Annotated in this window: 20 protein-coding genes and 2 pseudogenes; 10 read left to right on the top strand and 12 right to left on the bottom strand. The window is 67.6% G+C overall.

From position 1 onward, the window contains the following. Positions 1-17 precede the first annotated feature (17 nt). Positions 18-1541 (bottom strand): glycerol-3-phosphate dehydrogenase, encoded by a 1524-nt coding sequence (glpD, locus tag SY91_RS16575; protein ID WP_006477890.1) that lies wholly within the window; start codon positions 1539-1541, stop codon positions 18-20. 162 nt (positions 1542-1703) lie between these two features. Between glpD and SY91_RS16570 the strand changes: the two genes are divergently transcribed. Then, positions 1704-2072, top strand: coding sequence for a hypothetical protein (locus tag SY91_RS16570; RefSeq protein WP_043887571.1), 369 nt, complete (start codon positions 1704-1706; stop codon positions 2070-2072). 95 nt (positions 2073-2167) lie between these two features. Here the strand turns inward: SY91_RS16570 and SY91_RS16565 are convergent, their stop codons facing one another. Both SY91_RS16565 and SY91_RS16560 read right to left on the bottom strand, forming a co-directional pair. Next, the gene (locus SY91_RS16565) at positions 2168-2365 is read right to left on the bottom strand and encodes a hypothetical protein (protein WP_006477892.1); all 198 of its coding nucleotides are present in this window, start codon (positions 2363-2365) and stop codon (positions 2168-2170) included. Between the two features lie 301 nt (positions 2366-2666). Continuing rightward, positions 2667-3445: pseudogene (locus tag SY91_RS16560) on the bottom strand (DeoR/GlpR family DNA-binding transcription regulator). Positions 3446-3656: 211 nt separating this feature from the next. Here SY91_RS16560 and SY91_RS16555 point away from each other — a divergent pair. From SY91_RS16555 to SY91_RS16545, 3 genes are all read left to right on the top strand, one after another. Continuing rightward, positions 3657-5297 carry a gamma-glutamyltransferase family protein gene (locus SY91_RS16555; protein ID WP_043887574.1) on the top strand — a complete coding sequence of 547 codons (1641 nt, stop codon included), beginning with the start codon at positions 3657-3659 and terminating at the stop codon, positions 5295-5297. Positions 5298-5624: 327 nt separating this feature from the next. Continuing rightward, positions 5625-6452 (top strand): ferritin-like domain-containing protein, encoded by an 828-nt coding sequence (locus SY91_RS16550; RefSeq protein WP_011546143.1) that lies wholly within the window; start codon positions 5625-5627, stop codon positions 6450-6452. 70 nt (positions 6453-6522) lie between these two features. Beyond that, entirely contained in the window at positions 6523-7029 is a 507-nt protein-coding gene (locus SY91_RS16545; RefSeq protein ID WP_023476261.1) for a hypothetical protein, read from the top strand. On the opposite strand, the gene SY91_RS16540 is transcribed toward SY91_RS16545, so the two are convergent. From SY91_RS16540 to SY91_RS16530, 3 genes are all read right to left on the bottom strand, one after another. Beyond that, positions 7023-8465, bottom strand: coding sequence for a DEAD/DEAH box helicase (locus SY91_RS16540; RefSeq protein ID WP_023476260.1), 1443 nt, complete (start codon positions 8463-8465; stop codon positions 7023-7025). The genes SY91_RS16545 and SY91_RS16540 overlap by 7 nt on opposite strands. Before the next feature lie 137 nt (positions 8466-8602). Continuing rightward, complete coding sequence (locus tag SY91_RS16535; protein ID WP_006477897.1) at positions 8603-9901, bottom strand: c-type cytochrome; 1299 nt, start codon at positions 9899-9901, stop codon at positions 8603-8605. Between the two features lie 19 nt (positions 9902-9920). Then, positions 9921-10685 (bottom strand): c-type cytochrome, encoded by a 765-nt coding sequence (locus SY91_RS16530; RefSeq protein ID WP_006477898.1) that lies wholly within the window; start codon positions 10683-10685, stop codon positions 9921-9923. A gap of 378 nt (positions 10686-11063) precedes the next feature. On the opposite strand from SY91_RS16530, the gene SY91_RS16525 reads away from it, so the two are divergent. After that, the gene (locus SY91_RS16525; RefSeq protein ID WP_012329179.1) at positions 11064-11996 is read left to right on the top strand and encodes a CopD family protein; all 933 of its coding nucleotides are present in this window, start codon (positions 11064-11066) and stop codon (positions 11994-11996) included. 107 nt (positions 11997-12103) lie between these two features. Here SY91_RS16525 and dgoD read toward each other — a convergent pair whose 3' ends face one another. Continuing rightward, a complete protein-coding gene (dgoD, locus tag SY91_RS16520) occupies positions 12104-13252 on the bottom strand; it encodes a galactonate dehydratase (RefSeq protein ID WP_006483258.1) in 1149 nt (382 codons plus the stop codon). Positions 13253-13398: 146 nt separating this feature from the next. On the opposite strand from dgoD, the gene SY91_RS16515 reads away from it, so the two are divergent. Beyond that, a complete protein-coding gene (locus SY91_RS16515; protein ID WP_034174415.1) occupies positions 13399-14082 on the top strand; it encodes a FadR/GntR family transcriptional regulator in 684 nt (227 codons plus the stop codon). 39 nt (positions 14083-14121) lie between these two features. Here the strand turns inward: SY91_RS16515 and SY91_RS16510 are convergent, their stop codons facing one another. Next, the gene (locus tag SY91_RS16510) at positions 14122-14367 is read right to left on the bottom strand and encodes a DUF1272 domain-containing protein (protein WP_006483256.1); all 246 of its coding nucleotides are present in this window, start codon (positions 14365-14367) and stop codon (positions 14122-14124) included. Between the two features lie 147 nt (positions 14368-14514). Between SY91_RS16510 and SY91_RS16505 the strand changes: the two genes are divergently transcribed. Continuing rightward, positions 14515-14862, top strand: coding sequence for a GFA family protein (locus tag SY91_RS16505; protein ID WP_034174674.1), 348 nt, complete (start codon positions 14515-14517; stop codon positions 14860-14862). 42 nt (positions 14863-14904) lie between these two features. Here SY91_RS16505 and SY91_RS16500 read toward each other — a convergent pair. Then, positions 14905-18011: pseudogene (locus SY91_RS16500) on the bottom strand (transglycosylase domain-containing protein). Positions 18012-18268: 257 nt separating this feature from the next. Further along, positions 18269-19156 carry a LysR family transcriptional regulator gene (locus tag SY91_RS16495; RefSeq protein ID WP_043887569.1) on the bottom strand — a complete coding sequence of 296 codons (888 nt, stop codon included), beginning with the start codon at positions 19154-19156 and terminating at the stop codon, positions 18269-18271. Between the two features lie 584 nt (positions 19157-19740). Here SY91_RS16495 and SY91_RS16490 point away from each other — a divergent pair. Then, positions 19741-20025 carry a PAAR domain-containing protein gene (locus SY91_RS16490; RefSeq protein ID WP_006477906.1) on the top strand — a complete coding sequence of 95 codons (285 nt, stop codon included), beginning with the start codon at positions 19741-19743 and terminating at the stop codon, positions 20023-20025. 58 nt (positions 20026-20083) lie between these two features. Here SY91_RS16490 and SY91_RS16485 read toward each other — a convergent pair whose 3' ends face one another. Together SY91_RS16485 and SY91_RS16480 are read right to left on the bottom strand one after the other, a co-directional pair. Further along, a complete protein-coding gene (locus SY91_RS16485; protein WP_012329174.1) occupies positions 20084-20395 on the bottom strand; it encodes a cupin in 312 nt (103 codons plus the stop codon). A 73-nt stretch (positions 20396-20468) separates the two neighbouring features. After that, complete coding sequence (locus SY91_RS16480) at positions 20469-21152, bottom strand: DJ-1/PfpI family protein (RefSeq protein WP_023476254.1); 684 nt, start codon at positions 21150-21152, stop codon at positions 20469-20471. A 114-nt stretch (positions 21153-21266) separates the two neighbouring features. On the opposite strand from SY91_RS16480, the gene SY91_RS16475 reads away from it, so the two are divergent. Then, positions 21267-22241: a GlxA family transcriptional regulator gene (locus tag SY91_RS16475; protein WP_023476253.1), complete on the top strand. Its 975-nt coding sequence runs from the start codon at positions 21267-21269 to the stop codon at positions 22239-22241. 176 nt (positions 22242-22417) lie between these two features. Then, a complete protein-coding gene (locus SY91_RS16470; RefSeq protein WP_011546129.1) occupies positions 22418-23392 on the top strand; it encodes a LysR family transcriptional regulator in 975 nt (324 codons plus the stop codon). Positions 23393-23475: the final 83 nt, after the last annotated feature.

Here is a 23475-nt window from a genome sequence, read left to right as displayed (position 1 = left end):
TTGCAACTGCATTCGGATTACGCATGCGGCGCATGCGCGGCGGCGAACCATGCGTCGACCGCGGCGGTCACCGCATCGAGCGTGCCGGGCGCGACGTGCAGGCCGAGCTTCGAGCGGCGCCACAGGACGTCCTGCGCGCAGGTCGCCCATTCGGCGTCGCGCAGGTAGCGCAGTTCGGCGTCGTGGATGCCCGGCGCGATTTCGGCGCCGAGATCGGCGAGCGACTTCGCGCCGTCGACCACGCGCTCCGCACGCGTGCCGTACGCACGTGCATAGCGGCGCGCAAGCGCGGCGGGCAGCCACGGATGACGTTTCGCGAACGCGCTGGCGAACCCGTCGAACTTCGCGTCCGCGATGTCGCCGCCCGGCAGCGCGACGCCGGCCGTCCAGGTCTTCGCATCGCGGCCGAGCGCACGGCACAGCATGTCGCCGGCTTCTTCCGCGAGCTTGCGGAACGTCGTGATCTTGCCGCCGAACACCGACAGCAGCGGGGCGCCCGCGCCATCGTCGAGTTCGAGGCGATAGTCGCGCGTGACGGCCGATGCGTTCGCCGCGTTCTCGTCTTCCAGCAGCGGGCGCACGCCCGAATAGGTCCAGTGCACGTCGGCCGGCGAGATCTTGCGCTTGAAGTAGCGGTTGATCGAATCGCACAGGTATTGCGTCTCGTCGCGATCGATCGCGACCTTCGCGGGATCGTTCGTGTATTCGACGTCGGTCGTGCCGATTAGCGTGAAGTCGTGCTCGTACGGAATCGCGAAGATGATCCGCTTGTCCGGGTTCTGGAAGATGTACGCGTGATCGTGATCGAACAGGCGGCGCGTGATGATGTGGCTGCCCTTCACGAGCCGCACGCTATGATGCGCGCCGCGGCCGAGCGCGCCGTGCAGCACCTCGCCGACCCACGGGCCGGCCGCGTTCGCGATCGCGCGCGCATGCACGACGCGGATCGAACCGTCGGCGTGCTGCAGCCGCGCTTCCCATTCGTCGCCGCGGCGTTCGGCGGAAACGAGCTTCGTGCGCGTCAGGATCTCGGCGCCGCGCTCCTTCGCATCCATCGCGTTCAGCACGACGAGGCGCGCGTCGTCGACCCAGCCGTCGGAATACACGAAGCCGCGCTTGATCGAGTCGATCAGCGGCGCGCCGGCCGCATGGCGGCGCATGTCGATGCCGCGCGAGCCGGGCAGCAGCTCGCGTTTCGCGAGGTGATCGTAGAGGAACAGGCCGATGCGGATCAGCCAGGCCGGGCGCAGGTTCGGCATGTGCGGCATCACGAAGCGCAGCGGCCACATGATGTGCGGCGCCGCGCGCAGCAGCGTTTCGCGTTCCTGCAGCGCCTTGCGCACCAGCCCGAACTCGTTGTACTCGAGGTAACGCAGGCCGCCGTGAATCAGCTTCGTGCTGGACGACGACGTGTGCGACGCGAGGTCGTCCTGCTCGCAGAGCATGACCGACAGGCCGCGGCCGGCCGCATCGCGCGCGATCCCCGCGCCGTTGATGCCGCCGCCGACGACGAGCAGATCGTAGCGATTCGGTTGGGTCACCTGCTGTCCTTATCGTCTGTTGAAATAGGGCGAACATGAAATGTTCGAATTCGAAATTTAACGAACGAAATCGAAAAAGTAAAGTTCGAAAAAGCGGGGCCAGTAGCGCGTGACACGATCCCGGACGATACTGGCGGAATCGACCGTTTCGCGAGGTGAATCATGCGTATTGGGATGTGGGCCGGCGCGTGCGCCGTGCTTCTGGCGGGGTGCAGTGCGGGGATGCCGCCGCTTGCCGGCAACTGGCGGGCGCCGTCGTTCGTCGACCTGCAGACGTCGTGCGGCGGCGCGGCGCGCGACTGGGGCGCGGACGCGCAGCCGGTCTACTCGACGCTGTACGACGCGTATGTGGCGAAACGGTATCGCGGGCTGACCGAAGCGAACTATTGTGCGTTCGTAAACGAACTCTCGACCCACTATGTGGCGCCTGACGCGGCGGCACGCGCCGACTGGGTCGCCTATTTCAACGGCGCGCGCGCGCAGGCCATCAGCTGGCGGGCGGCGGTCGACCCGACGCTGCGCGGCGGCTGAAGCCGGCGGCGCCGAACGGGCAGAGGGAAGGCAGGAACGACCGCGCGGCCGGATGCCGGCCGCGCGATCGGGTTCAGGTCAGGGAACAGCGGGGCTTACGAATAGCGGTACTTGATGGATCGCAGCGCGGCGTCGCCGGTCTCGGTCACGCAGTATTTGCGCCCCGAGCCGAGCCCTTCCAGGCGGACGAGCTGTTGTTCGAGCAGGATGTCCAGTTCATCCCGATCCATGTCGCGCTGATCAGGCGCGTCCTTCACAAGCAAGAGCGTGGCGAATTCATGCGGACTCAGCATCGTTCTCTCCGTGGCAATCAGACTGCCCGCGCGGCCGGCGCATACGCCGCCGCGCGATACCCCGCGAGGGTATGGCTTGGGGGGAAAAGCTGCATTCGCCGGCCTGCGATTCGCACCGCCCTGGCACAGGCGGATCGGCGAACGGGCCGGGGAACTGGAGTCTAGTCGAGTGCGCGGGCAACGACAAATCGTGCCCCGTTAATTTTCCGTTTGACAGAAACGCACGCCACGAGCGGTCCGCGCGCGGCGCCAACTTCTTGATTTCACTTGAAGTTTCAGGTGCGGTGCAGCATCGCAACCGTCATTCCGCGACGTACACCTGCGTGCCGGCGGCGGCCACCGTGTCGGCCATTTCGGGCGGCAGCGGCTTGTCGGTGAAGAGCGCGTGCACCTGGCTCAGATGGCCCTGGCGCACCAGCGCCGGGCGGCCGACCTTCGAATGGTCGGTCACGAGGTAGACCGTGCGCGCATGCTGCATGATCGCCTCGGCGACGCGCACCTCGCGCGTGTCGAAATCGCGCAGCGTGCCGTCGGCCTCGATCGCCGACGTGCCGATGATCGCGTAGTCGACCTTGAACTGGCGGATGAAGTCGATCGCGAGCTCGCCGACGATGCCCTTGTCCCACGGCCGCACGATGCCGCCGGTGATCAGCACCTCGCAGTCGGGTAGCCGCTCATCATCGACGCGACGTTCAGGTTGTTGGTGATCACGTGCAGCCCGTGATGGCGGTTCAGCGCGCGCGCGACTTCCTCGGTCGTCGTGCCGAGGTTGATGAACAGCGACGCCTGGTCGGGAATGTGCGACGCCGCGAGCGCCGCGATGCGCCGCTTCTCGTCGTGGAACATCCGCTGGCGCGCCGTGTACGACACGTTCTCCGAGCTGGTCGGCAGGCTCGCGCCGCCGTGGTAGCGGCGCAGCAGGTTCAGGTCGGCGAGCCAGTTCACGTCGCGGCGGATCGTCTGCGGCGTCACCGCGAAGTGCGCGGCGAGATCGTCGACGGTCACGAAGCCGTCGCGCTGCACCCATTCGAGCAATTCCTGCTGACGCGCGTTGAGGGTGAGGCGGGGATCTCGGGTCATGGCTCGATGGTCGTGTCGTGAGACGGAGCGGGTATTGTAAGGGCGGTAACGGCGTTCGGCCGGCCTGCCTGCCGTCGGCGCACGCAATTCATGCGTGAATTGCATGGATTCATGTGACAAATGAATTTGCGCGATGGCGCTGATCGCGCTGCAATGGCGGATTGCCCGCTCGCGCGGGCACGTTCATTCAGCTTTCGACGAGGTGGTATCGATGAGTGGCTTCAACTGGCACAACCCGTATCCGACGACCCGCATTCCGGTGTTCGCGCGCAACGTCGTGTCGACGTCGCACCCGCTGGCTGCGCAGGCCGGGCTGCGGATGCTGTGGAAGGGCGGTAACGCGGTGGACGCGGCGCTGGCCGCCGCCGCCGCGATCACGGTCGTCGAGCCCGTGTCGTGCGGGCTCGGCGGCGATGCATTCGCGCTCGTGTGGGACGGCGAGCGGTTGTCCGGGCTGAACGCATCGGGCGTCGCGCCGGCCGCCTGGAACGTCGACTACTTCCGCAAGCGCCACGGCGAGGATGCGCGCGGCATCGCGAACAAGCCGACGCGCGGCTGGGACACCGTCACCGTGCCGGGCGTCATCGCGGGCTGGGAAGCGCTGCACGCGAAGTTCGGTTCGCTGCCGTTCGCGGACCTGCTCGAGCCGGCGATCGAGATCGCGGAGCGCGGCTATTCGGTGCCGCCGATCGTCGCGCACAAGTGGGCCGCGGCCGTTCCCGAACTGCAGGGCCTGCCGGGCTTCGCGGACACCTTCATGCCGCGCGGCCGCGCGCCGCTCGTCGGCGAACGCGTGTGCCTGCCTGGTCATGCACAGACGCTGCGCACGCTCGCGAAGGACGGCGCCCGTGCGTTCTACGAAGGGGCGCTCGCCGAGCGGATCGCCGCCTTCGCGCGCGAAGGCGGCGGCGCGCTGACCGAAGCCGACCTGCGCGCGTACCGGCCGGAATGGGTCGAGCCGATCGGCAAGCGCTTCGGCCGCCACACGATTCACGAGATCCCGCCGAACGGGCAGGGCATTGCCGCGCTGATCGCGCTCGGCATCGCCGAGCATGCGGGCGTGACCGAATGGCCGGTCGACTCGGTCGATTCGCAGCATCTGCAGATCGAGGCGATGAAGCTCGCGTTCGCGGACGTCTATCGCTACGTCGCCGATCCGCGCGCGATGGAGGTCACGCCCGAACAGATGCTCGACGATGCGTATCTCGCCGAACGCGCGAAGCTGATCGATCGCGCGCGGGCCACGCACTTCGCCGCCGGCCGTCCGCATTCCGGCGGCACGATCTACCTGTCGGCGGCCGACGAGCGCGGGATGATGGTGAGCTTCATCCAGTCGAACTACATGGGCTTCGGCTCGGGCCTCGTCGTCCCCGGCACGGGCATTGCGCTGCAGAACCGCGGGCACGGCTTCTCGATGGACCCGGCTTCGCCGAACGTCGTCGCGGGCGGCAAGCGGCCGTTCCACACGATCATTCCGGCGTTCGTCACCGAGGAAGTCGACGGCCGCACCGAGGCCGTGATGAGCTTCGGCGTGATGGGCGGCGACATGCAGCCGCAGGGCCACCTGCAAACCATCATCCGGATGCTCGGCTATGGCCAGCAGCCGCAGGCCGCGTGTTGCGCGCCGCGCTGGAAGGTCAACCGCGACTTCACGCTCGACGTCGAGGCGACGATGAACCGCGCGACCGTCGACGGGCTGGCCGCCCGCGGCCATACGATCAAGTCGATCGACGATCCTTACATGGATTTCGGCTCGGGGCAGTTCGTCTGGCGCCTCGATCCCGACGATCCTGAGCGCGGCTACGTGGCCGCGAGCGACAGCCGGCGCGACGGGCTGGCGGCCGGTTTCTGACGGATCGCTTCCAGCTTCCTTTGCAGTTTCCCGGCATCACGGGCGGCCCGACGGCCGCCCGTTTTCATTTGGCGCGGCGCCTGCCATCGAACGCGCGCAAGCGGTTTGAAGGACTCATCTAACGAACGGCAACAGACGCCGTGGAACTGCGCCCGTCGGGTATGGTCAGTGCTCTGGAGCACGAACATCAAAGTCCGGCTAAGATGCCAAGATGGTTCGGCCGGACCGATTCACTATAAACGCAAGTAAAACGCCGCCTGCGGATCGGCTGGCGCCTGTGCCCCAGGCATGGGCCGGCCTCCGCGCGACGACTGGGAGCGCACTACCATGGACACCAAAACGACGCATGTGATGCCGTGGCGTATCGAGGACATCGACCTGAACCGGATCGATCGTCAGCGTGCGGCCGCGAACGAGGATCTGCTGCTGCTGCTGTGCGCGTCGTCGTTCATCGAGAGCGGCTCGGATCTCTATACGAGCAATCTGAGCGAATTCTTCAATGACGATCCGGAAGTCTCCGCATGGCTCAACAATGCATGGGAGCCCGAAGAATTGCAGCACGGCCGCGCGCTGAAGGCGTACATCGCGCACGTGTGGCCCGAGTTCGACTGGGATACCGCCTTCGCGAATTTCTTTGCCGAGTATTCGAAGACCTGCTCGGTCGAGGCGTTCGAGAAAACCCGCGCGCTCGAAATGGTCGCACGCTGCGTCGTCGAGACGGGCACGGCCACGCTCTATCGCGCGATCAACGAATGCTCGGACGAGCCGGTGCTGAAGGAAATCACCGACAACATCCGCACCGACGAAGTGCGTCACTACAAGCACTTCTTCAAGTTCTTCAAGAAGTACAACCAGGTCGAAGGCAACGGCCGGCTCGCGGTGCTCGGGGCCCTCGCGCGCCGCGTGATGGAAATCAAGAACGAGGATTCCGAGATCGCGCTGCGCCACGTGTTCGCGATCCGCTATCCGGACCGCGTCGGCGACAGCCAGTACAACCGCGAGCGCGCCGCGCGCATCAACTCGCTGGTGCGGCGCAACCTGTCGGCCGACATGTGCGTGAAGATGCTGCTCAAGCCGCTCGACCTGCCCGCGAAGATCCAGCCGGGCGTCCACTATCCGCTCACGAAGATCACGCGGCACGTTTTCCTGCGCTGATCGCCGCGGTACGGCCCGGCGCGCGTATGCTGACGCATCCTCATCCGATCCGCGCCCGGGCCACGCCATCATGACCGATACCCATCGCCACGCGCTCGAACAATGGACGTTCGACGCGTGGCCGTCCGCCGTCGTGTCGCTGTTCGACGGCACCGCACTCGAGCGTCATGCCGACCTCGCCGCGTCGCTGATCGTCGCGACCGACGACGGCCAGTTGCGCACGACGCTGCTCGGCGTCGGCGAGATCTATGCACACGATGCGCGCACGCTGTTGATCGCGCTCTGGCCGCAGTCGCGGGCGGCGCGCGCGATCGCGCAACGGCGCACGGCCGCGTTGACGCTCGTCGCGGACGGCGCGTTCTTTCAGGCGCAACTGGAGATGGCGCCGCTCGAAGGGGACTTCGGCGGCCTGGCCGGATTCGCCGCGACGATCGCGCACGGCGATGCGCAGCGGGTCGGCTATGCGCGTCTCGCGACCGGCGTCACGTTCACGCTGGAAGGGGAGCGCGCCGCGGTGCTCGCACGCTGGCAACGCCAGATCGAGCACCTGCGGCGCGCGGCCGCGCGGCTTCAGTGACCGCGCTGGCCGCTGCGCGACGAACGGTTGCGGTTCGGATGCGCGGCGTTGCCGCTTGCCGGGCGGGCGCCGTTGCCGCCACCTGCAGGACGTCCGCCATTACCGGCGGCGCTGCCTTGCGTGCGCGGCTTCGCGGCCTTCTGCTGCGCAGCCTTCGGTTGCGCGTTGCCGTCGCGTTTCGCGGCCGGCTGGCCTGAGCCGCCGGCACGCGGCTGGCGATTGCCGCCACCACCGCCACCGCCGCGCGGTTGCTGCTGCCCGCGGCGTTGCTGGATCGGCTCCGGCTTCGCGTTCGGATCGGGTTCGAAGCCCGCGATCACTTCCTGCGGGATCTCGCGCTTGATCAGCCGCTCGATGTCGCGCAGCAACTGCTTCTCGTCGACGCACACGAGCGACACGGCTTCGCCGGTCGCGCCCGCGCGGCCCGTGCGGCCGATGCGGTGCACGTAATCCTCGGGCACGTTCGGCAGATCGAAGTTGACGACGTGCGGCAGCTGGTCGATGTCGATCCCGCGCGCGGCGATGTCGGTCGCGACGAGCACCTGCAGCGTGCTGTTCTTGAACTCGGCCAGCGCGCGCGTGCGGGCCGACTGGCTCTTGTTGCCGTGGATCGCCATCGCGCTGATGCCGTCCTTCGTCAGCTGCTCGGCGAGCCGGTTCGCGCCGTGCTTGGTGCGCGTGAACACGAGCACCTGGAACCAGTTGTGTTCGCGGATCAGGTGCGTGAGCAGCTCGCGCTTGCGGTCGCGGTCGACCGGGTGGATCTTCTGCGCGACGCTCTCGGCGGTCGTGTTGCGGCGGGCGACCTCGATCAGCGCGGGCGAGTCGAGCAGGCTGTCGGCGAGCGCCTTGATTTCATCCGAGAAGGTCGCCGAGAACAGCAGGTTCTGGCGCTGCGGCGGCAGCTTCGCGAGCACGCGCTTGATGTCGTGGATGAAGCCCATGTCGAGCATCCGGTCGGCTTCGTCGAGCACGAGGATGTCGAGATCCGACAGGTCGATGGTCTTCTGCTGCATGTGGTCGAGCAGGCGGCCCGGCGTCGCGACGACGATGTCGACGCCGCGCTTGAGCGCATCGATCTGCGGATTGATGCTGACGCCGCCGAACATCACGGTCGAGCGCAGCTTCAGGTACTTGCTGTACGCACGCACGCTTTCCTCGACCTGGGCGGCGAGTTCGCGCGTCGGCGTGAGGATCAGCGCGCGCACCGCGCGCTTCGCGCCACGGTGCTCGGCGTAGAACGTGTGCAGGCGTTGCAGGATCGGCAGCGTGAAGCCGGCGGTCTTGCCGGTGCCGGTTTGTGCGCCGGCGAGCAGGTCGCCGCCGCCGAGGACGGCCGGGATCGCCTGCTGCTGGATCGGAGTCGGCGACGTGTAGCCGAGCTCGTTGACCGCCTTGACCAGCGGTTCGGCCAGGCCGAGAGATTCGAAAGACATAGATACCACTCTTGAGTTTTATGATCGGCGATGCAGCGCGCGGCCCGCGCGGCAAACCTGCATCGCTAAACAGCCAAAAAGCAAAAGGGCGCGGCCGCGGTTTCCCGCAGCCGCGCCCCGTTTGTGTGAGCCGCTTCTTAGTCGAGCGGCGCGGAACGCAGGTCGCTCACCTGTTGCGGCGAGATCGGCGTACCGTTGTTACCCCAAGACATCCGGATATACGTGACGACCGCCGCGACTTCCTGGTTCGACAGCGACTGCGCGAACGGCGGCATCCCATACGGACGCGGATTCTTGAACGTGCTCGGCGGGTAGCCGCCATTCAGCACCATGCGGATCGGGTTGACCGCCGATTCCATCATGATCGAGTGGTTGCCCGCGAGCGGCGGATAGGCCGGCGGCTTGCCGGCGCCGGTTTCGGCGTGGCAGGTCGCGCAGTTGTCCGCGTAGATCTTCTTGCCCTGGTCGAACAGCGCGTTGCCGAACTGCTTCGACGGCTCGTACTGCATGTTCTTCGGCGCTTCAGCCTTCTGCGGGATCGACTTCAGGTACGTCGACATCGCGCGCGTATCTTCGTCGGTCATGTACTGCAGGCTGTTGTGCACCACGTCCGCCATCGGGCCGAATACCGCACCCTTCTGCGACACGCCGGCCTGCAGCAGGTCGGACAGCTCCTGCACGTGCCAGTCGCCGAGGCCGAGTTCCTTGTCGTTCGTCAGCGACGGCGCATACCAGTTCTGCAGCGGGATCAGGCCGCCGGCGAACGCCGACGAGCTCACCGGGCCGCCCATCATGTTGATCGACGTGTGGCACATCGAGCAGTGGCCGAGGCCTTCGACGAGATACGCGCCGCGGTTCCATTCGACCGACTTCGTCGGGTCCGGCTTGTATTCGCCTTCCTTGAAGAACAGCGTGCGCCAGCCGATCAGCAGGTTGCGGTTGTTGAACGGGAACTTCAGTTCGTGCGGACGGCTCGGTACCGACACCGGCGGGACCGAACGCAGGTACGCGTAGATCGCATCCGAGTCGGCGCGCGTGACCTTCGTGTAGCTCGCGAACGGGAAGCCCGGGTACAGCAGGCTGCCGTCCTTCGAGCGACCCGTGTGCATCGCGCGGTAGAAGTCGTCCGACGTCCACTTGCCGATACCGTTCTGGTCGTCCGGCGTGATGTTCGGGGTGTACATCGTGCCGAACGGCGTCGCCATCGGCAGGCCGCCCGCGAACGACTTGCCGCCGCGCACGGTGTGGCACGCGATACAGTCGCCGACGCGCGCGAGGTACTCGCCCTTCTTGATCAGCGCGGCCTGGTCGGCCGGCGTGGCCGCGACGGCGGCAGCGCCGTGCAGCGTGTCGTTGCCCGGCCACAGGACCGGCACGAGGGCGGCAGCCGCGACGATCGCGACGGCCGAGAGTGCAAACAGGGACTTGCGTTTCATTGTGTCTGTCTCCCTTGCCTTATTGCGGTTCGCTGCCGCAGGCGAGCGGAGTCTTCATCGAACGCGCCGGGGCCGGCACGGGGTTGGCGGGCGCCGGTTGCGCGGCGAGCCATGCGGTCACGGCCGTCACGTCTTCGTCGGAAAGCTTCGCGGCGATGTCGTGCATGCAATCGGGTGCCTTCGCGTGGCGGTTGCCCGAGCGCCATGCGCCGAGCTGCGCGCTCAGGTAATCGGCGTGCAGGCCGACGAGGCCCGGGATCGCCGGCTGCATGCCGGTCAGGCCCGCGCCGTGGCAGGCCACGCAGGCAGGCAGCTTGCGGGCCGGGTCGCCCTGCGTGACGAGCTGCTTGCCGCGTGCGAGCGTCGCGGCCGGCAGCGTCGGCTTGGCCGGCGTCGGATACGGCGGACGTTCGGCCGAGAAGTGCTCGGCGATTTCGCGCAGGTAGTCGTCGTTCAGGTACGTCAGCAGATAGTTCATCGGCGGGTACTTGCGCCGGCCGTCACGGAAGTTGACGAGCTGGTTGTACAGGTACTCGGCCGGCTTGCCGGCAAGACGCGGGAAATAGTCGTTGTCCGTGCCCTGGCCGTGGACGCCGTGACATGCGGTACAGCCGCGCACGCGCTCGGCCATGGTATCGGGTGCCTTGAGCGGCGCCTGCTGGGCGTGCGCTTGCTCCGTGGGCTTGGTCTGCGCTTGGGCAGCGCTCATAAGGCCCGCGCCGCCGATCATCAGAACGGCGAGCAGCGGACGGAAGAGGCGTCTTGAAGACACACGAGACTCCATGTTTATTCGTCGGGGACCTTGTCCGGGCTACGATCGGCTCGGCGCATGGACGGCAGGACAGCCGGGCTGCTGCGACGCGGCATTCTATCATCGATGGGTAATGACGGCTATTTGACGAAAGGACATCGGTTCCTGTCCGTTTGCGACTTGCGACAATTTGACGCGCATTGCGGTCGGGCCGTGTGAACCGGCGTGCGTTTTCACCATCGAAGACCGTACACTCGCGGGTCGCGCGGCGCCGCCTCCGCCGCAGGTCCAGTCATTTCTCCCGTTTCCGGATTCATCGATGACGTTTTCTACCGTGCCGTTGCCTGCCTCACGCTGTCCGTCCCCTCGCAGCCGCCCTGCCGGCCTGCCGCTTGCGGGAGGGTGTGCGCGATGAAGTTCGACAGCTTGTGGATCGGTCAGGTCGCGCTCGCGGCGCTGATGGATGCGGCGTTCGCGATGGCGGTCGGCTCGGCGCTGCTCAAGGCGTGGCTCGGCAAGGACGGCGCGCGGCCGGTCGTCGCGCCGTCGCACCCCGCATGGCTGCGCGCGCAACATTCGCTGGTCGCGGCGGCGCTGGCGCTGGTGCTCGCCGATCTCGGCTGGCTCGTCTACGAGGCCGCGGCGATGAGCGGCGCGGGGCTCGGCGGCGCGTTCGCCGCGATTCCCGTGATGCTGATGCAGACGCACACGGGCTTCGCGTGGAGCGTCGCGTTCGCCGGCGCGGTGGTGCTCGCGTTCGTCGCGCTCGCGAAGCCGGACGGCCCGCTCGCGCATGCGGTGCTGTGGCTCGCGGTGATCGTGGTCGCGGCCGGCAAGGCCTCGCTCGGCCATGCGGCCGATAGCGGCGTGCTGTCCGCGGCGGTCGGCGTGCAGACGCTGCACCTGCTGGCCACCGCCGTATGGGGCGGCCTCGTGCTCGCGGGCGGGCTCGCGGTGCTGCCCGCGCTGGGGACGTCGGTCGCGCGCGGCGCGCTGATCCGTATCGGCCAGCACCTGTCGCGCACGTCGATCGTTGCGGTCGTGTTCGTGCTCGGCACGGGCGTGCTCAACGCGATCCGCGGGCTCGGCGGCTCGCTCGCGCCGCTCGACGGCAGCACGTGGGGGCGCGTGTTGCTGCTGAAGCTGCTGCTCGTCGCGCTCGCGCTCGTGCTCGGCGGCCTCAACCGCTTCTCGGCGCTGCCGCGCCTGCGCCGCACCGCGTCGACCGAGGACGCGCACACGTTCCGCAACATCCTGCATCTCGAAGGGATGACGATGATCGGCGTGTTCGTCGCGGCGGCCGTGCTGTCGTTCAGCGTGCCGGGGTTCGCGGCGCTCGGCTGACGGCCGAACGGCGCGGATGCAAGAACGGCCGCCCTGCCGGGGCGGCCGTGTCGAACGTCTCGCGCGGCGCATGCCGCGCAACGCCTCTTTCTTATCTCACGCGTTCATCACCACTCGGCGACGCTGCCGTCCGCGTGGCGCCACACCGGGTTGCGCCAGCGATGGCCGGTCTTCGCCATCTCGCGCACCTTCTCCTCGTTCACGTCGATGCCGAGCCCCGGGCCTTGGGGGATCGCGACGAAGCCGTCCTCGTAGCGGAACACCTCGGGGTTGCGCAGGTAGTCGAGCAGGTCGTTGCCCTGGTTGTAGTGAATGCCGAGGCTCTGTTCCTGGATGAACGCGTTGTAGCTGACCGCGTCGAGCTGCAGGCACGCGGCGAGCGCGATGGGCCCGAGCGGGCAGTGCAGCGCGAGCGCGACGTCGTAGCTTTCCGCGAGCGTCGCGATCTTGCGGCACTCGGTGATGCCGCCCGCGTGCGATGCGTCCGGCTGGATGATGTCGACGTAGCCGCCCGCGAGGATGTGCTTGAAGTCCCAGCGCGAGTACAGCCGTTCGCCGAGCGCGATCGGCGTGTTGGTCTGGTTGACGATGTCGCGCAGCGCCTCGGCGTTTTCCGACAGCACCGGCTCCTCGATGAACATCAGCTTGTACGGATCGAGTTCCTTCGCGAGCACCTTCGCCATCGGCTTGTGCACGCGGCCGTGGAAGTCGACGCCGATCCCGACGTGCGGGCCGACCGCGTCGCGCACCGCCGCGACGTTCGCGATCACCTGTTCGACCTTGTCATAGGTGTCGACGATCTGCAGCTCTTCGGAGCCGTTCATCTTCACGGCCTTGAAGCCGCGCTCGACCACCGCGCGTGCATTGTTCGCGACGTCGCTCGGCCGGTCGCCGCCGATCCACGAATACACCTTGATGCGATCGCGCACCTGGCCGCCGAGCAGCGCGTGCACCGGCACGCCGTGATGCTTGCCCTTGATGTCCCACAGCGCCTGGTCGACGCCCGCGATCGCGCTCATCATGATCGGGCCGCCGCGGTAGAAACCCGCGCGGTACATCACCTGCCAGTGATCCTCGATCAGCAGCGGGTCGCGGCCGACGAGGTAGTCGGCCAGTTCCTGCACGGCCGCCTCGACCGTGTGCGCGCGGCCTTCGACGACCGGCTCGCCCCAGCCGATGATGCCCTCGTCGGTTTCGATCTTGAGGAAGAGCCACCGGGGCGGGACGACGAACGTTTCGAGGCGGGTGATTTTCATGACGCGAGTCTCCATGATTGACCGGCGCGCCCGCTCGGGCGCGGCGCACGATCCGTGCTTTCGCGGTTATCCTAGCGTAGTCGAATAAAAAATAGTATTAATAGCATTAATGTGCAGATAGTGGGCAGTTCGCCCGACGGAGAACGATCATTCAACGCGACCTGCATGGACAGACGGCCTTCCGGCTCGCGACGGCGATCCTGCGCGGCGACTATCCGCCCGAATCGCTGCTGCCGAGGGAACCCGACCTGATGGAGATGTACGGCGTGAGCCGCACGGTGATGCGCGAGGCGCTGCGCACGCTGACGTCGAAGGGGCTGGTCGAATCGCGGCCGAAGGTCGGCACGCGCGTGCGGCCGCGCCGGGCGTGGAACCTGCTCGATGCCGACCTGCTCGACTGGTATGCGCGTGTCGCGCCGCCGCTCGCATTCGCGCTGAAGCTGCAGGAGATGCGCGAGATGATCGAGCCGCACGCGGCCGCGTTGGCCGCGCGCACCCATACGCCCGAAGCATTCGACGCGATCGACGGCGCGGTGCGCGCGATGGCCGCTGCACGCAACGTCGACGAATGGGTGCGCGCCGATCTGCACTTTCACCTGAGCGTGCTGGAGGCCGGCGGCAACGAGCTGCTGGTGCCGCTCGGCGCGCTGATCGATCGCACGCTCGAGGCGCAACTGCAGCTGAATGCGCGCCGGGCGGACGTGTACAACGCGTCGCTTGCCGAGCATACGGCCGTCAGCGACGCGATTCGCGTGCGCGACGAGAACGGCGCGCGCCGCGCGATGGCGACGCTGCTTGCGGTGACGCGCGCACGGATCGAGATGTCGTGACGGAAGCGGGCAGGCGGCGCCGGTGCCGGCGCCGTGCCGTCAGGCGTTCGCGCAGCCGCCCGGCTTGTGGATCCGTTCCGTCGACGGCGGGTACTTCGCGAGCAGGCTCGCCGGCCGCCGCGGGCGCGCGACCAGGTCGCCGCCGCAGTTCGGGCAGCGGCCCTTCAGCACGTCGTCCGCGCAAGTCGCGCAAAACGTACATTCGAATGTACAGATGCGTGCTTCCGCCGAATCGGGCGGCAGGTCCTTGTCGCAGCATTCGCAGCCGGGGCGCAGTTCGAGCATGACGGTCTCCTGGGTCGGTGAGGGATGGCGCCGTCCGGACATTGCGGGCGGCGCATGCGAGCGCTACTGTACGCGTTTGGATCGGCCCGGCCAACGGTGTCCCGCCGGGGCGCCGGCGATGTGCACGGGCTGCACCGGGAGACGACCATGCTTTATCGCGGAAGCTGTCATTGTGGAGACGTGACGTTCGAGGCGGAAGGCGACCTGCAGGGCGTGATGGCGTGCAACTGCTCGATTTGCCGGCGCAAGGGCGCGCTGATGTGGTTCGTGCCGCGAGACCACATGAAGCTGCTGACACCCGACGAGAATCTTGCCACCTACATGTTCAACAAGCACGTGATCCGGCATCGCTTCTGCAAGCGCTGCGGGATTCACGCGTTCGGCGAAGGCGTCGATCCGAAGGGCACCGCGATGGCCGCGATCAACGTGCGCTGCCTCGACGGCGTCGACCTCGACGCGCTGCCCGTCACGCACTACGACGGCCGTTCGCACTGAGCGGCGCGCCGGTGCGGGTGCCTACCCGCCGCGATCGGGCGGTCAGGACGGTTGCACGGCCGCTGCATTCGCCGCAGGCGTTTCCGCCTGCGGCGCCGGCCCCGCGGTACGCGTGCCGGCGTCGGCCGGGCGTTCGATCAGCGGTGCGAGCGCCGGCGCCATCGACTTCAGCAACTGCACGGCCATCGCGCTCGTGAAGTCGTAGCGCGCCGCATACGGTTCGTGCGCGGTCGCCGTCAGCACGCCGAAGAACCGGTCGCCGATCGCGAACACGAAGGTGCCGCTGCGGTTGACCTTGCGCGACTCGATCAGCCGCGCGCCGCGCGCATAGATGTTGAAGCGCTGGTCGCCCGTCCCCGTCTTGCCGTACACGTCGAGCGTCTTGCCGTCCGGCAGCGTGAGCCCGCCCGCGAGGCGGCGCGCGGTGCCGTGAAGCACGACGTCGCGCAGCAGCGTGTGCGCCACGTTGACGATCTCCGGCGACAGCACCGGCTGCGGCTGGGCGGCCGCGCGCACGAAACGGGTTTCGTACGGCGTGCCCTTCGCGAAATCGAGCCGCGTGATCGTCTCGGTCGGCGCCTTCTGGCCACCGTTCGCGATCAGGCCGATCAGTTTCGCGAGCGCGTCGGGCTGGTCGCCCGATGCACCGATCGCGGCCGCATAGGACGGCGTCACTTCCGCGAACGGGTAGCCGAGCGCACGCCACGACTTCGTGATCTCCGCGTACGCGCGCAGCTCGACCATGCGGCGGATGCGCCGGTCCTGGGTCGCGTGGTAGCGGGTCTTGTACAGCCACGAATACGTGTAGAAACGCGTATCGCGGCTGTCGCGCTGAACCTCGGCGAGCGACGCGCCCGGGTGCGCGCGCAGGTAGTTGAGCGTCCACAGCGCGAGCGGATGGACGCTCGCGATATAGCCGCGGTCGTTGAGGTTGAAGCGGTCGATCGCGTACTTCGCGTAGAGCGCGGCGAGATCGTCGTCGGACAGCGTCGCGGCCGGCGTGCCCTTCAGTTGCGCACGCATCTGCGCGGCGAACCACGCGAGCGACTCGTTCGGCGCGACGCTGCGCAGCACCGTCGCGAGCTTCGGCGGCGACTTGCGTACGTCGCGCAGCATCAGCGCGAGCGCGTCGTCGGGCGCCTTGCCCGCATAGCGCGCGTAGTAGCGCTTCACGTAGACCTGGCTTTCGCCGTCGACGAATTGCTGCAGGTAATGCTGGCGCTGCGCGGGATCGTTGAGCCACGACGACGACGGGCCGGCCGCCTGCAGCGTTTCATAGTGAACGATGTCGCGCATCAGCCGCACGAACACGAGGTTGACCGAGTGCTCGAACGCCGCGTGCAGCGTCAGGATGCGGCCGTTGTCCGACTTCTCGAAGTTGGAGAACACCTGCGCGCCGCCGCCCGTGTAGAACACGTCCGGGCTCGCCGAATACTTGCGCTCGACGGACGCATCGAGCATCGCCTGCAGCGAGCGGTCGCGCGTATGCGACAGGTAGTCGAGCGCCCAGCGCGACAGCCCGTCGATCGGATCGGGCTTCACGCGCGCCAGCTCCGCGTTCGACAGGTTCGCATAGCGCGCATGCAGGTCGGAGACGATCTGCAGGTACGTGATCAGCGTGCGCAGCTTCGCGGTCGAGCCGAGGTTGATGCGGCCGCCGCGATTCACGTCGAACGGCTGGTTCACGCTGTCGGTCTGTACGCGCAGCATGTTCGCGCCGTTGCGGTGCTCGTACAGCGTGAAGCTGTACGTGAGGTGCGACGGGTCGTCCTTCGGCGCGAGCATCTCGAAACCGTACAGGCCGGCGGCCTGCGCGCCGTCGCGTGTCGACGCCCGCGCGAGCCGCTCGGCGACCGCCTGCTGCACGCCGTTGTCGAGCGTGCTGGTGGCCTGCAGGTCGAGCTGGTCGAGCTGGTACAGGTCGCTGATGCCCAGCGCCGATAGCAGCGACGCGCGCGCGGAGGTGACGGCCTTGCGCGACACGAACGACTGCACGCGCGCGGCGGCCGGCGGCGCGCTGCGTTCGATCTGCGCGGCGAGCGCGGCATCGCGCAGCGCGGGCGAGATCATGCCGCCGTTGGACAGCAGCCGCAGGTAGCTGTCGGTCAGCTTCTGCAACGCCGGATAGCCGCGGTTGAGGAAGTACGACGGCGCGCGCTGCGCGATCAGCAGCGACAACACTTCGCGGAACGTCTTGCCTTGCTGGTCGACGTTGTCGCCGGTCGTCGGCGCGGAGAGGATGCGGTTCACGTCGTTGAAGTCGCGGCCGTACCACGCGGCGAGACCGTCGCCGATGCCGGTGATTTCGCCCACGTGCGGCCGTGCGGCAAGCGGCACCGAGTTCAGGTAGCGCACGACGATCGTGCGGCGCGCGAGCATCGTCTGCGGACCGTTCAGGTAGGCGCGCACCGACGCGGACGCGATCTGCCGCAGCTTTTCGGGCGGCGTCGCGGTGCGGCCCTCGGGAGAATGGCGGAATTTCTCGATCTGCGTCGCGAGCGTGCTGCCGCCCGGGCGCGCCTGATGGCGGTTGACGACGTGCAGCGCCTGGTCGGCGAGCGCGCGGCTGAAGCGCCCCCAGTCGATCGCCGGGTTGCGGTTCGGTTCGTTCCCGTCGAGCAGGTAGCGATCCTCGATGAACAGCAGCGAATCGGTGATCACGCGCGGCACCGTGTCGAAGTCCGCGTAGACACGCTGCGGAAACACGGTCGCGAACAGCGGCGAGCCGGTCGAATCGAACAGCATCAGGCCCGTCTGGTCCTTCTCTTCATAAGGAAGGAACAGCCCGCGCTCGCCGAGCGCCAGCATCCGCTGCGAATCGCGCGCCTGCTCGCTGACGACGAAGCCGCGCGCGAGCAGCCGCTGCTGGAACGCGGGATCATCGCGTAGCCGAAGCGCTGGTCGTACGGGCCGTTCGCGGGGAAGCGGATGTGATCGCTCGGCCCCGCCTCGACCGTATAGCCGACGTCGCGGGTGAGCTCGGACAGGTAGCGCGCCTGCAGCCGGGAGGTTTCGATCTCGGTCTGCACGAGCCGCGCGACGATCGCGAGCGCGATCAGCAGTGCGGCGAGCAAGGACCACTTGACCCACGTCCACACCGAGGCGGGACCGGTCACGCGCGGCAGGATACGATTCAGCGGCCGATTCATGGCGGCGTCTCCCTGAGGGCGCGGTTATCCGGCCGCACCCCATTAAGGATTAGTGTAGTCCTCCGCGGCGGGCTGCCAAGAGCGGTCGACTACCGAGATGCGCCGGCGCAACAGGCGTGCCCATACCCGCCGGGCGACGGGTCGACGGCCGTGGGAGCGCCTGCCGGCGCGCCGCCGCGGCCGGGTGCGGCGCGAGTGCGGCTCGAGCGGGCGACCGCGAATCGGCGTGAAAAATCGTGCGCGATGCCGTCCTGCATTCAACTGACGAAATGGTCGATCAGGTGATCGACGAAAAGTCGGGCGTTGCGCGGAAAGTGCCGGCGGCTCGGGTACGCGACGTTCATCTCGAGGGCCTCGAGCCGATAGCCGGGCAGCAGCGCGAGCAGCCGGCCGTCGTCGAGATCCGACTTGACGAGGAAGTCGGGCAGGACCGCGATGCCCATGCCGGACAGCGCCCAGTTCCGGATCAGCCCGACGTTGTTCGACGACGCGGACTTGTTCGGGCGTACGGTGATGCGCGTCTGGTCGTGATCGAACGACAGGTATTCGCCCATGAAATCGGCATGGAACGCCAGGCAGGCGTGCGACGCGAGATCCTGCGGATGCGCGGGCGTGCCGTGCCGCTCGACATATTGCGGTGCGGCGCAGACGAGCTGCCTGAGCCGCGTGAGCGGGCGCTTCACCAGCGTGTTGTTGCTGATGTGCTGGGACAGCAGCAGCCCGACGTCGAAGCCCTCCGACACGAGATCGACGTGACGGTCCACGATCGTGACTTCCGGCACGATGGCCGGGTGGCGCATCTTGAACGCATCGATGGCCGGCGCGAGCACGTGCATCCCGAACATGACCGGCGCGGCGATTTTCAGCGATCCGATCGGTTCGTGGTGCATCGAGGCGATCGTGTCCTCCACCCGGTCGATTTCGTCGATCACGTGACGTATCTGCGCCAGATAGAGGTGGCCTGCGTCGGTCAGCGACAGGCTGCGGGTGGTGCGATTCAGCAGGCGTGCGCCGAGCCGGTCCTCGATGCTCATGACGAGGCGGGTGGCCGACGAGTTGGAGATGTTCAGTTCCGTGGCGGCGCGCGCGAAACTGCGAAGTTCGGCGACCTTGACGAATAGTCGCATCGGTAGGAGTTCATCCATTTTTTTATCGATAAACAGAAAGCGTTGATTGAATTCTATCTATCGGATTGCTTGATTTTAACGGCCTGTTTTCATGAATGTTTATTGTGGAGCCGCGTATTTATCGGGTATGCGAACGGCCGGAGAATGATGGGTTTTGAGATGTGAGGGGCGTCGAATGAATGATTCGAGGCGAATTGCCATTAAACCTTTTTGATGTATTTGTATTTAGTAATTGTACGAAAATCTAGGCTAATTTTTGGGTTAAAGCATCAGACATTATCGATGTGACGGGATGCCGAACCGGATGCGTCCCTGTCGCCATGGCAACGTCGCGCGATCGTGCCGGCGCGAGCCTCGACGGAACAGTGGATCGGGTAGCCGCAGGCGATCGGGTTCGGCGCATCGCCGCGCGTGAACACGCCGTGGCGCCGAATCGCCATGCGCGGCGAATACCTGATGGAGCGACCGGCCGATGCGGAAGGCACGTGTCGCGGCCGCGGCGAGCGGTGATATGCTCGCGGGACGCCCGCGACCGACGGGCGGTTTCACGATGCCCGTGCGCGGTTGCGTTGCGCGGCGTTTCCGAGGGAAGAACCGACATCATGAGCCGCAAATTCATTCTGAAGGGCGACACGACCGATCACGGCGGCGTCGTGCTCGAAGGGATCGCCAATTCGTCGTTCGACGGGCGCGAACTCGCGTATCTCGGCGCAGCCGTGTTCTGCGCGGCGTGCAAGTCGCCGGGCGTGATCGTATCGGACGGCGGCGAGCGCACGATGACCGTGATGGGCAAGGTCGTCGCGCTCGAACACGACCTGTGCCAGTGCCAGTGCACGCCGCTACCGAAACTGATCCCCTCGCAGGCAACCGGGACGATCTCGGGGTGACCTTCGCCGCGCGACGGCGCTCGTCAGCCGCGCGACATCGAGACCCCGACGCCCGCCGTCAGACGCTGCCTTCGGTTTCGATCACGAGGATGCGCGCGGCGCCGAGCGGATGCGCGACGTGCTCGGTGCCGACCGTCGCATGGAAGACGTCGCCCGTTTCGAGCACCGTCGCGTGCTCGACGCCCGCTTCGCGGTAGCGCATCTCGACGCGGCCGTCGAGCACCGCGAACACCTCCTCCCCGTCGTTCACGTGCCAGCGATACGGCTCGTCGGTCCAGTGCAGCCGCACCGTGATGCCGTTCAGGTTCGCGATGTCGACGGCGCCCCACGCACGGTCCGCCGTGAATGCGGCACTCCGGATGATGTTCATCGAGGTGTTCTCCGGCACGCGCGTGCGCTGCTTTTCAGTGATTGTTCCGACATCCGCATCTCCCGTTCCGCATTCAGCGCAACGTGGCGCGCAGCGCCTGCTCGATGATCTGCTTGCGCTTCGCGAAGCCGGCGGCCGAACGTTCGGTGACGCGCTTCACGACCGCCGCCGGCGCGGTGTCGGGCGAGCCCGCGTCGAACGGCGGCGCGGGCGCATATTCGAGTTGCAGCTGGATCGCCTGCGCGGCTTCGTCGCCGACCAGCTCCGCGGCGATCGTCAACGCGAAGTCGATGCCGGCCGTCACGCCGCCGCCCGTGACGAGGTTGCCGTCGCGCACGACGCGCTCGCGCACGGGTATCGCACCCAGCGGTTCGAGCAGCGCGTGGAACGCCCAGTGCGTCGTCGCGCGCCGTCCCCGCAGCAGACCCGCCACGCCCAACAGCAACGAGCCCGTGCAGACCGACGTCACGTAGCGCGCGGTGGCCGCGCGCTGCTGCACGAACGCGATCGTTTCGGCATCGAGCAGCAGTTCGTTGATGCCGATGCCGCCCGGGATGCAGATCACGTCGAGCGGCGGGCAGTCGTCGAACGTGCAGGTCGGCGCGAGCGCGAGGCCGCTGCTCGACGCGACTGCGTCGCGCGACTTCCACACCAGATGGACGGTTGCGTCCGGCAGCGACGCGAGCACGTCGTGCGGGCCGGTGAGGTCGAGTTGCTGGACGCCTGGAAAGACGAGAAGGCCGATATGCAGGGTCATGCGAAGGCTCCGAAAGGGAAGGGGCGCGCCGTTCGGCACGGGATGGACAGGTCGATTCTAGGCGCGTAGTGTTTGGCGAAATTGCCATATCACCCACGTTTTCAGCCAATCGCCATGCCTGCCGCCGCCCCGCGTTCGATCCTGGTCCTCGCGTTTCCCCGTGCGCAACTGCTCGATGTGACGGGCCCGTTGCAGGTGTTCGCGTCCGTCAATGAGCTCGCGCTGGAGCGCGGGCAGCCGGCGCCGTATGCGCCGCGCGTCGTGGCCGTCGAAGCGGGGCCCGTCGAGACGTCGTCGGGCCTCGTCGTGATGGCCGAGTCGCTGCGCGCGGCCGCGCGCCGTCCCGACACGCTGATCGTCGCCGGCGGCAAGGGCGTGCACGCGGCGTCGAAGGACGCGCGGGTGGTTCGCTGGGTGCGGCAGCAGGCCGGGCGCGCGCGGCGCGTGGCGTCGGTCTGCACCGGCGCGTTCCTGCTCGCCGAGGCCGGCTTGCTCGACGGGCGGCGCGCGGTCACGCACTGGGCGCGCTGCGACGAATTCGCGGCGCGCTACCCGAGCGTGCGCGTCGAGCCGGACCCGATCTTCATCCGCGAAGGCGCGCTGTGGACGTCGGCCGGCGTGACGGCCGGCATCGATCTCGCGCTCGCGCTGGTCGAGGAGGATCTCGGGCGGGCGACCGCGCTCGACGTCGCGCGCGAACTCGTCGTATTCCTGAAGCGTCCGGGCGGGCAGGCGCAGTTCAGCACGATGCTGTCGATGCAGCGCACCGCCGACCGGTTCGGCGAGTTGCACGCATGGATGGCCGAGCACCTGACGGCCGACCTGTCGGTGCCCGCGCTCGCCGAGCGCGTGAGCATGAGCGAGCGCAGCTTCGTGCGCCACTATCGCGCGGAAACCGGCCGCACGCCCGCGCGTGCGGTCGAGCAGATCCGTGTCGAGGCCGCGCAACGCCTGCTCGGCGAAACGGCCTGGCCCGTCAAGCGGATCGCCGGGCGTTGCGGCTTCGGTTCGGAGGAGACGCTGCGGCGCAGCTTCGTGCGCGTGCTGGGCGTATCGCCGCAGGGATATCGCGAGCGGTTCGTGCGGTGACGTGCGACGAATGAGCGGAGCCCCGGCGGCCGCTACCCGGAACTGAACGGAAACCGGTCGGTTTCCAGTCCGAAGTGTCGAAACTATTCAGGATCGGAGAACAATAGGCGGGGGCTTGTGCCGTGCCCGCCGCGCGCTCTATTCTGTCCCGTTGGCGATTCGAAGGGGGAAGCAGCATGGACCGCATCCAGGCAATGGAGGTTTTTACCCGCGTGGTCGACGCGAACAGCTTCACGCGGGCGGCCGACACGCTCGCGATGCCGCGCGCATCGGTGACGACCATCATCCAGAATCTCGAGGCGCTGCTCGGCGTGCGCCTGATGCACCGGACGACGCGCCGGTTGTCGCTGACGCCGGAGGGCGCCGCGTACTACGAGCATTGCATGAAGATCATCGCGGAGATCGCCGAGGCCGACGCGAGTTTCCAGGCCGGCAACCGCAAGCCGAGCGGCGTGCTGCGCGTCCACATGCCGAGTTCGCTCGGGCGGCGCGTCGTGCTGCCGTCGCTGTCGATCTTCCGGCAGCGCTATCCGGACATCACGCTCGAGCTGGGGCTGTCCGACCGCTACGTCGATCCGGTCGAGGAGGGCATCGACTGCATGATCCGGGTCGGGCCGCTCGAGGATTCGTCGATGGTCGCGCGGCGCATCGGGATGCTCAAGCGCGTGACGTGCGCGTCTCCCGATTACCTCGCCCGTCACGGCGAGCCGAACGAGATTGCCGATCTCGTCGAGCATCACGCGGTGAATTTTCGCTCGAGCCACGGCGCGCGGGCGATTCCGTGGGTGTTCATGATCGACGGCAAGCCGTTCGAGGTGCGGATGAACGGCAGCGTCACGGTCAACGACTCGGATGCCTACGTGACGTGCGGGCTCGAAGGCTTCGGGATGATCCAGCCGACGCTGTTCATGGTGCTGCCGCACCTGCTCGACGGGTCGCTGGTCGAGGTGCTGCCGGACAGCAATCCGAAGCCAAAGCCGATCTCGATCGTCTACCCGCACAACCGGCATCTGTCGCAGAAGGTGCGCGTGTTCGCCGACTGGATCGCGGAGGTATTCGAGTCGACGCCGGCGCTGGAGGGCGGGGAGAACTGGCGGGGGAAGCTGCGGGCGGAGACGCCGGATACGCAGCGCGGAGCGGTGGTGGCGTAGTCTGGGCGCAGCGCGCGGCCTGAAGGCGGGCAACGCGCGCCGCCGCGTGCGCCCGATGAAGCAATGAAAAAAGCCGCTGTTTC

Source organism: Burkholderia cenocepacia (assembly GCF_014211915.1).
GTDB classification, from domain to species: domain Bacteria; phylum Pseudomonadota; class Gammaproteobacteria; order Burkholderiales; family Burkholderiaceae; genus Burkholderia; species Burkholderia orbicola.
The sequence above is the reverse complement of the archived record's forward strand: the minus strand, read 5'-3'. Positions and strand labels throughout refer to the sequence as shown.